The following is an 11791-nucleotide window of genomic DNA, read 5'->3' as shown; positions in this document are numbered from 1 at the left end:
AGCTTTAAAAGCGTACCTTCGCGGAATTATTTTCCTGAAAAGTGCATAAGCCATTTGCTTAACTCTTCAACGACAATAAATACTTATTAATCAATACAATGAAAAAAATTGTCGACTACCGCAAACTTTTAGGCGTAACTGAAGCAGCTGAGTTACAGGAATTAAAAACAACATACAGAAGCCTGATGAAGGCCTGGCACCCCGATAAATTCCAGGATAGCCCGGAAAGCAAATTAGAAGCCGAAGAAAAAAGCAAAACCATTATCGAAGCTTATCACTTTTTGGTAAGTATCGCCCCGGAAACCCGCGAACAATCATTTGCCGAGTATACTATCACCACAACTACCTCAAGCATAGCCGATTTTGAATACAAATCACAGGTTCTGAAGATCAGTTTTGCTGATGGTAATACCTATGAGTATTTTGACGTACCCAAAGCGGTTTATATTAAACTGATCAATGCCGATTCACCCGGACGTTTTGCCCGCAGACATATCTACAACGATTATGTTTACCGCAGCATCAGCAAACTCGTGGCAACTGCCTAGTTTTTTTTACTAAAAACTTTTTAAAGCTTTTATTTTAACACTTTTCTGTTCAAAAAGAGGGCAAAAACGAGTCAAAAACTGTCAAAAATTGCTTCAAAACCATCGATTTTAACACTTTTTAACAAATTTCATCCCGGTTTTGAAACTTTAAAAAGTTTTAATTTATTGGCTATCAAATAACCCCATAAAAAACAGTCGGCTTTGGCTGTCTTTTTTGTTTAACTAAACAGCCCAGTTTTCTCTAATGAAAAAAACCGGGCTGTTTACTTTTTATAAATATACGAAAAATTCAGGACAACGTCAACTGTACTGGTTTTTCAACGGCCTTAAACTGTTGGTTCAAAGCTATCTCCATCGTTATCAGATATCAATACCGGTGGACGGTCTTTTTTAAAGATGGCAGCACCAATAAGCGCTATAATGGCTCCCATAATTGCCGCAGAGATCAACGCGCTGATAGTAACCCCCGCCGGACTCAGGAGCTTTTTGGTAAAGGACATCGCTTGGTCTACCTGCTCTTGCGACAAGCCCTTTGACGCCATTTTGGCCTCAGTAGAGGCGACTATTTTTTCGAGCATCTCAGGACTCAATACCGAGAAATACAGATAAGTAAATACAGCAAGTACAATGCCCGATAATATGGCAAACAAAAAGCCTGCTTTAAACCCTTCGCCAAAAGTTAAATATCCGCCGTTTACATCCCTGTACTCTTTTTGTGTCAGAAACATAAAGCCGATAAACAATAACGTACTCAACCATTTAATGGGCGAATCGGGATCGACATTCATAAATTGGATAATATAAGTAAGTACAATAGAAGCTATTACGTATATCGCCCCCCACTTAATAATTACCGGCATTGGACTTGTTTTTTGTATTTCCATGATAGTTATTGGTTTATGATTTATTAAAAGTAATTATTATTCGCACCTATTCAAAAAATCCCTGGGGAATATATTCCATGAAGGATGATAATTATTTTGGACTTTTTACTTTCACCTGTGATCAGGATTATCATCATCCGCTAAATTTGGAATGTCTTAACTCCATTTTAATTCTTAACATTGATGCCTTATGTATATCATACTATTAGCATTGCATTCATTAACCCGCTGGCTGGTATTAGTTAGCTTACTTTTTACCATTTACCGGGCTTACAGGGGCTGGTTGCTTAACAAAACCTTTTTTAAGTTTGATAATACTATACGGCTCATAACTGTTACTACAGCGCATATCCAACTCATCATCGGCCTTTGGTTATACGGTATCAGCCCTATTGTGAGCTATTTTCTTCATCATTTCAAAACGGCTGTTCATGAAAGACAGATCCGTTTTTTTGGGATGGAACATATTACAGTAATGCTGATCAGTATTGTTTTAATTACCGTCGGCTCAGCAAAAGCAAAGCGAAAAACTACAGATAAAGAAAAATTCAAGACACTGGCCATCTGGTTCAGTATTGCGCTGTTTCTTATTCTAACCTCTATTCCCTGGGCTTTTTCACCACTCACGAGCCGGCCATATTTCAGGGCTTTTTAGCATAAGTTGTACGGTGCAAAACTGATATTATAGACTAAAATAAAAAACAAACACAGAGCCATACAAGCAAGTAAATTGAGCCGTGAAAGACATCTGCCTTTACCTATAAGACTGATATTTGCATCATTAACTTATTAAAAATACAGCAATGTCAAACATAACAAAAATAGCCCTCGGCAAAAATGGCCCGCTTGTTTCTAAACTCGGCCTAGGCTGCATGCGCATGTCGCCCGTTTGGGGAGGGCTGGTGAATAATGAAAGTGAAAGTATCGCCACCATTCAGGAGGCGCTGGATAGCGGCATTAACTTTTTAAATACCGGCGATTTCTACGGTGCCGGCCATAATGAGCTGCTGGTAGGTAAGGCCATTAAAGGCAGAAGGGATGATGCCTTTATCAGCGTAAAGTTTGGTGGTATCGTTTATGGCGGTCAGTGGCTTGGCTTAGATTTACGCCCAATAGCCATCAAAAATTTTATTAACTATTCATTGGTACGATTGGGTATCGATACTATTGATCTTTACCAACCCTGCAGGATGGATAACAGCGTTCCGGTTGAGGATGTGATCGGTACCATAGCCGATCTGATCAAAGAGGGCAAGGTACGTTATCTTGGTGTTTCTGAAATTACGGCCGATCAACTGCGCAAGGCCCATAGTGTACATCCCGTAACCGCATTAGAAATAGGCTATTCCCTGGCCGACCGCCAGATAGAAAGCGACTTGCTCCCTACGGCGAAAGAATTGGGTATAGGCGTAGTAGCCTTTGCCAATACGGCTGAAGGGCTACTTACCGGCGAGATGAAAGCCCCGTTGGCCGCCAATGATTATCATAATCACTTCTCCCGTTTTCAGGGCGATAACCTGATCAAGAATCTGGAAAAAGTAGAGGTATTTAAACAAATAGCAAAAGAAAAAGGATATACACCAACACAATTGGCCATAGCCTGGGTGAATGCACAAGGAGATCATATTATGCCATTGGTAAGCATGAGCCGAAGGTCACGCTTGCCGGAAAACATACAAGCGATGGAGATAGCTTTTACTCCGGAAGAAATGAATACCCTTAACACTCATTTTTCTCCAGGCGCGATACTTGGAGGCACATACCTACAGCGTTAGCCAGGAGGGGCTGTATATAAGCCCCTCCTATTTTATATCTTTACGTAATGATAAATCCGACTGAAATAATTCCTGGGGTGCTATTTTATTCCTATCACGCTTCTGTGCGAAAGGATAAAGTAGCATTTTTAGAACATAACACCCTGGTATTGCAGGTTTCGGGCCGCTTTACATTGGAAACTGCCAACGAAAAGCTCTCGATGGCTCAGGGCGAAATGTTGCTCATCCGAAGAAATCAATTGGGAGAGCTCACTAAAACTCCTTTAAATGGTGAGGATTACCAAACTATAGTCATTTGTTTGAAAGAACCCCTCCTCAGACAGATCGCACTGGAAGAACAAATAGAACAAGGGAAAAAATACACAGGTGCCCCTAACATTCTTATTCCGGGGAATGATTTCCTAAAGGCTTTTTTCCAATCAGTAATTCCCTATGTGCGGCATTCAGAAGAAAAGATAACCCATGCGGTGGGTATGCTTAAGGTAAAAGAAGTTGTATTACTGCTTTTACATATTATGCCAGAGCTTAAAGATTTTTTGTTTGATTTTTCCGAACCTTATAAGATCGACATTGAAAAATTCATGCTTAACAACTTTCATTTCAATATACCCATTGAAAAATTCGCGCAGCTTACTGGCAGAAGCCTCGCGGGTTTTAAGCGCGACTTTCAAAAGGCATTTGGTATGGCTCCGCGGCATTGGCTACAGGATAAACGCCTGTTGGAAGCCAGGCACCTGATAGAAAAAAAGAATAAAAAACCATCTGCCATCTATCTTGATTTAGGATTCGAAACACTTTCACATTTCTCTCATTCTTTTAAGAAAAAGTTTGGCAGGACTCCTACCAATATTGCGGTGATAACACCATAAGTATTTGGAAGAATTCAAACAAAGACTACATAGGAGTTTGGCTAAAGCCCATAACTATTAGATCTAAGCCCGTTGGTTAAAACCAACGGCAATGAAAGAAAAATAAACTGTTCTTTTATTCATTGCCGTCCCATTTATGGGGCGGATAATGAATGTATTTTGCTGGCTTTAGCCAAAAACAATCTTCCGAACAATAGTAGAGATAGCACCTACCATAGACTGAAAAACACATAAAACAAAAGCGGCTTTCCTTAAAAGGAAGCCGCTTTTGTTTTATTTCAATAAGATCACAATCAAGCCGCAGGTGGGTTATAAACCTGTGCTTCCTTTTTAAAGAAAGCAGCAAAAATAATGGCCAGCACAAACATAAAGATGATGGAGATACCCACCCCTTGTATCTGCCTGCCGATGGTAACATCTTTTTGCGCGTCAAATTCTCCCTGAATCTCGGCCAGTTTCTTTTTGATAATATCCGGATTAGTTTTACTTTCTTTAAGAAACTTGGTTACCGAATTGGTCATGGCCGCTTGTGTTTTTTCGATCATATGCGGTTCTATCACTTTGGCAAACAATTGATCTCGCAGGGCAAACTGTATCACAAAGGCCGTAAAAAACATGATGAATATGCCTGTTGCCGCTTCGCGCAGGGTCCAGAAACCTCCAACTCTTTTCCTGAAATTAAAACACAATACCACCACCAATAAAATAGGGAACAATACTGAGAATATAAAAGGCACCGAGGATATAATCACTACTGATGTTGCCGATAATATGATATAAAACGAAGCGATACTCAACACAGTTAACACCACACCCAACAGTAAACCAAAAACTACACCGGTGGTTCTTAACCGTTTTTTGTCAATTTCGAAGGCCATTGATACTATTGAAAATTGATTAAAATATCTAAAACAGCCATATCAAATTCTTTATCCAGAGCGTATTCGGCTATTTCTGCTTTTGCCTCCTCGGTCGGATCGATAGTTTGAAAAAAGCAGATCATCGGATAAAACAACTCTTTCAATTCCGAATCTTGCGGAAGGCTTTGGGCTACTTTACTTACTTCCGAAACCGGGCTTTCAATCAGGATCTGGTTGGCTATCACCGGCTCATAAATACGGTATTCGTCCTGAAACTCGTCTTCATCAACCAGTAAAAACTCTTTCAGGTAATCTTCCAGCTCAGGTTCAATATCTTCATCCTCGCACTCGTTCAGGTACAGCAGCAGATTCAATAACTCGGTACCGCGGTCAAGGGTTTGCTCTTCAATATCTTCCCATTCTGGCGTATCCAGGTAATCTTCTTCCAGCTTTTTAACGTCGGCACTAAAAAAGTTCACCAACAGCAGGTCAAAAAATACCTCGCGTAATGATTCAACAGCAGGATTATTGTCAAACACTTCGTCCAAAGCGTCAACCTTGGTCAAAAAATCTTCGTCGAGCGCGAAAACTTCACCGAAGCTATTGTTCAGGAGAGTAGCATCAAAACTACTGTATTTTGAAAAAGCTTCCAGAGCGGCTTCAAAAGCGGTTTGTATTTTTGGATCGATCATGATTGTCGTTATTTAAATATTTGTTTGTTATTATAGGTTAGCTGTACTTTTCCTTTTAACTGTTGCCCAAAAAACGGTGAATTAACCGATTTGGAGCGATTATTTTTACTGCTGTATTCCCATTCTGTTTCGGCGTCAAAAAGCACCAGGTTGGCCCGTTCACCTTCAGCAATAACCGGTACGGTTACACCCAGTATTTCGCGCGGGTTAATGGCCAGCTTTTCAACCAGCAGCTCTACCGGTAAACCCGATTTAAGGGCCAGCGGTAAGGCGGTCTGGAAACCAGTTATCCCATATTCGGCCATTTCAAATTCCACATCCTTAAACTCCACTTCATGTGGGGTATGCTGGCTTACAATGGCATCGATAGTGCCGTCTTTAAGCCCCTTTATCAACGCCAAAACATCATCTTTGGTACGCAGCGGTGGTTTTACCTTGTACATGCTATCAAAGCCCATTAAGGCCTCGTCTGTAAGTATCAGGTGGTGTGCGGCCACATCGCAGGTAACTTCCAAGCCTTTACGTTTAGCTTCGCGGATAAGCTCAACCGAGCGGGCGGTTGATATGGTACTGAAGTGAATTCTGGATACGGTATATTCGGCCAGGTAAAGATCGCGCGCTATCATCAGTTCTTCGGCCAGTGATGGAATTCCTTTCATTCCCAACAGGGTGCTTACTTCGCCTTCGTTCACTTTGGCTTTCCCGGCTATGGCCGTATCCTCGGGGTACGAGAATACCGTGGCATCAAAACCCTGGGCATATAATAAAGCACGCTCCATGAGGCCTGCATCCTGTACAGGGCGGTTACCATCGGTAAAAGCACGGGCCCCGCTCAGGTACATATCATACATTTCGGCCAAATCCTTACCCTCTCGCTTGTGGGATATGGTTCCTAAAGGATATACGTCAACCAGGTTATTTTTAGCGCGGTTAAGCAGGTATTCAATTTCGGCTTTGGAGTGTACTGGTGGGCTGGTGTTAGGCATCAATGCAATACCGGTAAAGCCACCGGCAGCAGCAGCACGTGTGCCCGAATGCATATCCTCCTTGGTTTCCAGACCCAGTTCACCAATGTTACAGTTGAGGTCGAAAAAACCAGGCGATACATATTTACCTTCGCCATCTATCACTTCGGCATCGGCTTCGATGTCTTCGGCAATGCGGGTGATTACCCCGTTTTCAATTAAAATATCGGTAACTTGTTGATGAAAGGCTGATCCGGGATCAAGAATGGTGGCAGATTTGATAAGCAAATTCATGAGCACTGCTTTAAGGATTTGTATGGATCAAACAGGCTGCTTTATGGCTTGTTTACCCGGGTTAAAGTACCTGATCAACAAAATTTCGGCGGCCAGAAAAATCAATGCCAAAATTATACAAAGTTTCCATAATTGTGTGCCAAAATTTGTTTCGGTCACAATACCTTTTAGTGAAGCGTTACTACCTGTTAATAAGGTGGTTGAAGCCGGCATTAATTGTTTAAGGCTGGTCTGGCTCAAATAACTCATGTCAGATTCGCTGCGGTTATCGTTAAAGGCCAGCGTTGCCAGCGTGCTATCCTGCTTTTTCAACGTATAGATTCCGGTTTCGTGTAACTGATCAGACAGGTAGAGCATTGTACTCCCCTCCTGCTGTCGCACATCTGGAATGGTGCTTTGATTGCCTTTTACCAGTTTAAGCAACTGCTTTTCGGTAACCTGTACAGGTGGTATCTCCAGCGTTTCATCTTCACCTAAGGTGTAAAACAAAGGCAGGTCGTGCCCGCTTAGCAGCGCTATCCGGAACAGTGTAGGCACAAAAAGAGCGTGCCGGGGCAAATTGCTGTATGTTTCATCAAGAGGAACAGCTGCAACATATACTTTGCCGCGACCGCTGGTATAACCTGCCCAAAAGGTTTGTCCACCTGTTAGCTTCATCAGGTTATCCTGTCCTCCGCGCGAGGTATTTAACTGATAATATTTTTTAACCACCGGCAGATCGGGATTATCGGGAAAATTCTCAAACACATTTTTAAACACCGGGCTTTGCCTGTTCAGAGCTGAAACTTTGGTAGCTTCTGTAATTAACTTTTCGGGCCAGGCAGCATTCATGGATTGCAGGAACGCGCGATAGTTAGCCAGATCGATATCTATTGCAGGAAAAACAACCAGTGTTCCACCTTTAGCAACATAGGTTTTTAATTGTTGTGCCAAACCCGTGGATATGGCTTTTACATCGCTGATCACTACAATGGGCAAACTGTTGAGACCTGCATAATCTACATTACCATCAGGTACACGCTGGGCGGCAAAAAATGGATCAGAAGCAAATACAGCCTTTAAATACAGATTGGGTGTACCACCATCAATCAGCAGCACTGGCATTTCCGCGCTTACATTAAAGCTAAAGTAAAATTGGTTATCAAACGTAACCGGGTTGTCCTGCAGTTCAACCAGCCCCTGCTGCCAACCGGCCTGCAGCCCCATAAAGGCCAGTGTATCGGTTTGTACGGCACGTGCCGGAATGGTATAGCTGCCCAATGCTTTCTGCACGCCATTGATGGTGACTTTTAGCGGCACTTTATCAGCCTTTTCATCAGCATAGTTGTGTAATCGAACTACCAGCTTTTCGTTCTCGCCAGGGCGATGCACCGCGCTTAATAACCAAACAGAGTCAACCGCTACATTGGGCAGGTTGCCGGCTTTCAGCTGTATCAGGCTAACTGCTATACTGGTATCAGTTTTTACCGGCTTAGTGGCCATATTTTTTTGAAGATCGGAAATAATATAAGCCGATCTGATAGATCCCGGTTGTGTAATCAACAGGTTTTGCTGACGGTTGATGATTTGCTGCAGGGTGCGGCTTTGCGCGCTGATCTTTACCTGGTCAACCGCGTCGTTAAACTCATCGCGGCTGAGCAGGCGTTGGTGTTTGCCTTCAAAATCCTGCGTAAGCAGCTGGAAACGATCATTAATATTATAGGCCGATGCAATTTCTTTAGCCTTTTGTTTGGCATCATCCAGCAACGAACCTTCGCGATTGAGGGTTTCCATACTGTAGGAGTTATCCACAAAAATGCTTACCGCGTTTTGCCGACCGGTGTTACCGGAATTTTGCCCCGGCAAATACGGCCTGGCAAAAGCCAGTACCAGGAAAAACAGGGCCAACAAACGTGCAGCCAGTATCAACCGTTCCTTTAAGTTACGGCGCGATGCCTGCTGCTCCTGGATCTCTTTCAAAAACTGCACATTGCTGAAATTCACCTTCTGAAACTTACGAAAGTTGAATAAGTGGATGATAACCGGGATAGCTAACGTGAGCAGTGCAAATAAAAAAGCCGAATATATAAAGTGCATATTTTATCGGTGCAATAGGCAGATATACAAATGTGCAGATTTTATTTCAGATGTGCAGATATGCGGATGTGCAAATGTGCAGATGCGACTGGCATCGCTGTGCTTGCCATCCCTCTCTTCGCCTGCGGCGGAAAGAGAGGGTCGCCCAGCGAAGCATAGGCGTGGTGAGTCGACTACGCCATGCTAATCACCTATTATCCAGACATTATTCAAATAAATATTTGTAAGTAAATAATCATTTACTTACTTTTGTATCGAAATTGATAATTAGATCATTATGCGACCAAAGAATCTGGAAAAAGAAGAAGCCATCCGTACCATCGCGCTGCAAATTATTGCTGAGGAGGGCTTGGAAAATCTGACCATGCAGAAACTGGCTAAGGCTGCCAATATATCGCCCCGCACCATTTATATTAAGTACGATAATAAAGAGGATCTCCTGGTAAAGCTTTTTATTGAAGAGGTTTTAGGTAATTACGAACAGGCAGTGCTGAAAGATTTCAGGTTTGATATGGATTTTGCCGATGGGATAAAAAAACTCTGGTTCAATGGCTTTGAATATTTTAAAAATAATCGCCATGCCTTTGTGCTGATGCAATATGGCAAATCGTCGCCCCTGCTGAACAAGGCGTATCAGCAAAAAAACATTCAACAGGGCGATTTTTTTGGGCCTATTATGCGTTTTATGGAACACCATGTTTCGGCTGGTACCATCAAGGATTTTCATCATGATGTGCAACGGGCCTTATTGTTTTCGCCGCTGATCGACCTGATGAGTGAGTATTTTGATTACCAGGAAAGACCTGAACAAATTATTACCGAAGAAACACTTTTACAATGCTGCAACGCGGTTATAAAAGGAATGCTGAAATAACTTAAAACATAAAAAAATGAACAATATTAAAAATAAAAAGATAGCCATTGTGGGCGGTGGCCCGGGCGGCTTAACGCTGGCAAGGCTGCTGCAAATGAATGGTGCCGATGTAAAAGTATATGAACGGGACGTTAACAAAGATGCCCGGGCAAAAGGTGCTACACTTGATCTTCATGAAGAATCGGGATTGAAAGCACTGCATGAGGCCGGGTTAATGGATGCCTTTAATGCTAACTTCCGCCCCGATGCGGACAGGGTACGTATTATTGATCAACACGCTACCATCATCCTTGATGAGCACGATGGCCCAAAGCGCCCCATGGACCGGCCCGAAATTGACCGGGGCCCGCTGCAAAACATCCTGCTGGATTCTTTATTGCCCGGCACAGTTGTTTGGGATAGTCATTTCTTAAGTATGGTATCGCAAGGCGATTCCTGGAAGCTGGAATTCAAAAACGGAGCTTCGGTTATTGCCGATATCGTGATCGCTGCGGATGGAGCAAACTCCAAATTACGCCCATATATTACACCCATTAAGCCATTTTATTCGGGTGTTACGGCCATAGAAGGCGCAGTAGCCAATTCTGAAATAGCAAGCCCCAAAATACACCAGCTATTAAAGGGAGGTAAAATATTTGGTATGAGTAATGAAAAAACGCTGTTGGTAAGTTCCAAAGGTGATGGCAGTCTGGTGTTTTACGCAGGCTTAAAAACCGACGAAAATTGGGTAAAAGATTCGGGGATAGATTTTAGCGATAAGGCACAGGTTTTGGCCTGGTTCAAAAAAGATTATGCCGACTGGGATAGCGTATGGCAGGAATTATTTGAGAATTCAAGCCACGCCTTTGTACCGCGCCCGCAATACTGTATGCCTTTTGACCAAACCTGGGAAGCTTTACCCAATCTTACCATACTGGGCGATGCCGCACACCTGATGCCACCTTATGCTGGCGAAGGCGTAAATATGGCCATGCAGGATGCCCTGGAACTAAGCCATAGCCTGCTTAGCAATGATTTTGCCGATACACAATCGGCTATAGCTGCTTATGAAACCCAGATGCGGGCAAGGGCTAGTGAAATAGCCATGATCACGATGGAATCAACCGAGGCATTGCATTCGCCAAAAGCTATCGACTTTTTGCTCAGTATCATTGGTTAAGTTTAAAACAAAACGCCACTCGCATTCTTTTATATGGAATGGAGTGGCATATTGGTTGTTCGGGTTTTCATTATAAGGATTGGAGGGGGCGTTTTTACCCGGATGGCCTGCCGCAGCGTAAATGGTTTGATTATTATTGCGAACATTTTAAAACGCTGGAGCTTAATGTAACCTTTTACCGTTTCCCGCAGCTTTCGTTCCTGCAAAACTGGTATGGTAAAAGTCCGGATGATTTCCGCTTCGCGGTAAAAGCCCCGCGTGCTATTACCCATTACAAAAAGTTTAACGATACAACTGAACTCATAGCCAGTTTCTATGATACCATTAACCAGGGATTACAGCAGAAACTTGGCCCGGTGCTGTTTCAGCTGCCACCTAGTTTTACTTATGATGATGAAAAGCTTAACCGCATCATCAACAGCCTTAACCCTTCATTTAAAAACGTGCTGGAACCGCGTCATGTAAGCTGGTGGAATGACACCGTTTATCAAAAACTAACCCACCACAAAATTACCTTTTGTGGTATGAGTCACCCTGGTTTGCCCGATACCGTGATACAAAATACCCCGGTTATATATTATCGTTTTCATGGAGTACCAGTGTTGTATCGCTCGCCTTATTCAAAAGATTTTCTTAAAAAAATCATTAATACGGTAAAGCAAAACCCTAATGTCCGCGAGGGTTGGTTTTATTTTAATAATGATTTTGACGCAGTTGGTGTTAGTAACGCAAATGATATGATTTCGTTGATTAAATAATTTTTTAATCTCAACAATTAAATACATTTTGCTGTCG

12 protein-coding genes are annotated in these 11791 nt (G+C 42.6%); 7 read left to right on the top strand and 5 right to left on the bottom strand.

The window, feature by feature from the left end:
- Nucleotides 1-98: 98 nt before the first annotated feature.
- Nucleotides 99-548, top strand: coding sequence for a KTSC domain-containing protein (locus G7092_RS26355; RefSeq protein WP_166094397.1), 450 nt, complete (start codon nt 99-101; stop codon nt 546-548).
- A gap of 326 nt (nt 549-874) precedes the next feature.
- Here the strand turns inward: G7092_RS26355 and G7092_RS26350 are convergent, their stop codons facing one another.
- Entirely contained in the window at nt 875-1432 is a 558-nt protein-coding gene (locus G7092_RS26350) for a DUF4199 domain-containing protein (RefSeq protein WP_166094394.1), read from the bottom strand.
- Between the two features lie 190 nt (nt 1433-1622).
- Between G7092_RS26350 and G7092_RS26345 the strand changes: the two genes are divergently transcribed.
- The 3 genes from G7092_RS26345 to G7092_RS26335 all read left to right on the top strand — a co-directional run bounded on the left by G7092_RS26345 (nt 1623) and on the right by G7092_RS26335 (nt 4076).
- On the top strand, nt 1623-2087 hold the full coding sequence (locus G7092_RS26345; RefSeq protein ID WP_166094392.1) for a hypothetical protein: 465 nt from the start codon (nt 1623-1625) through the stop codon (nt 2085-2087).
- 148 nt (nt 2088-2235) lie between these two features.
- The gene (locus G7092_RS26340) at nt 2236-3207 is read left to right on the top strand and encodes an aldo/keto reductase (protein ID WP_166094389.1); all 972 of its coding nucleotides are present in this window, start codon (nt 2236-2238) and stop codon (nt 3205-3207) included.
- 47 nt (nt 3208-3254) lie between these two features.
- Nucleotides 3255-4076 (top strand): helix-turn-helix domain-containing protein, encoded by an 822-nt coding sequence (locus G7092_RS26335; protein ID WP_166094386.1) that lies wholly within the window; start codon nt 3255-3257, stop codon nt 4074-4076.
- Between the two features lie 293 nt (nt 4077-4369).
- Here G7092_RS26335 and G7092_RS26330 read toward each other — a convergent pair whose 3' ends face one another.
- The 4 genes from G7092_RS26330 to G7092_RS26315 are packed head-to-tail and all read right to left on the bottom strand — an operon-like array spanning nt 4370 to nt 8963.
- Entirely contained in the window at nt 4370-4954 is a 585-nt protein-coding gene (locus G7092_RS26330) for a DUF4199 domain-containing protein (protein ID WP_166094384.1), read from the bottom strand.
- A gap of 5 nt (nt 4955-4959) precedes the next feature.
- Nucleotides 4960-5628, bottom strand: a complete 669-nt coding sequence (locus G7092_RS26325; protein ID WP_166094382.1) for a hypothetical protein — start codon at nt 5626-5628, stop codon at nt 4960-4962.
- 8 nt (nt 5629-5636) lie between these two features.
- Nucleotides 5637-6887, bottom strand: a complete 1251-nt coding sequence (locus tag G7092_RS26320) for a dihydroorotase (protein WP_166094379.1) — start codon at nt 6885-6887, stop codon at nt 5637-5639.
- A gap of 27 nt (nt 6888-6914) precedes the next feature.
- Nucleotides 6915-8963 carry a BatA domain-containing protein gene (locus G7092_RS26315; RefSeq protein ID WP_166094377.1) on the bottom strand — a complete coding sequence of 683 codons (2049 nt, stop codon included), beginning with the start codon at nt 8961-8963 and terminating at the stop codon, nt 6915-6917.
- Between the two features lie 277 nt (nt 8964-9240).
- Between G7092_RS26315 and G7092_RS26310 the strand changes: the two genes are divergently transcribed.
- Genes G7092_RS26310 through G7092_RS26300 form a run of 3 tightly spaced genes read left to right on the top strand, consistent with a single transcriptional unit; the run spans nt 9241 to nt 11754 of the window.
- Entirely contained in the window at nt 9241-9837 is a 597-nt protein-coding gene (locus tag G7092_RS26310) for a TetR/AcrR family transcriptional regulator (RefSeq protein ID WP_166094375.1), read from the top strand.
- A 16-nt stretch (nt 9838-9853) separates the two neighbouring features.
- Nucleotides 9854-10996 (top strand): FAD-dependent oxidoreductase, encoded by a 1143-nt coding sequence (locus G7092_RS26305; protein ID WP_166094373.1) that lies wholly within the window; start codon nt 9854-9856, stop codon nt 10994-10996.
- 38 nt (nt 10997-11034) lie between these two features.
- Entirely contained in the window at nt 11035-11754 is a 720-nt protein-coding gene (locus G7092_RS26300; RefSeq protein WP_166094371.1) for a DUF72 domain-containing protein, read from the top strand.
- Nucleotides 11755-11791: the final 37 nt, after the last annotated feature.

It is taken from the genome of Mucilaginibacter inviolabilis, assembly GCF_011089895.1.
Lineage (GTDB): Bacteria > Bacteroidota > Bacteroidia > Sphingobacteriales > Sphingobacteriaceae > Mucilaginibacter > Mucilaginibacter inviolabilis.
This window is presented reverse-complemented; position numbering and strand designations above follow the sequence as displayed.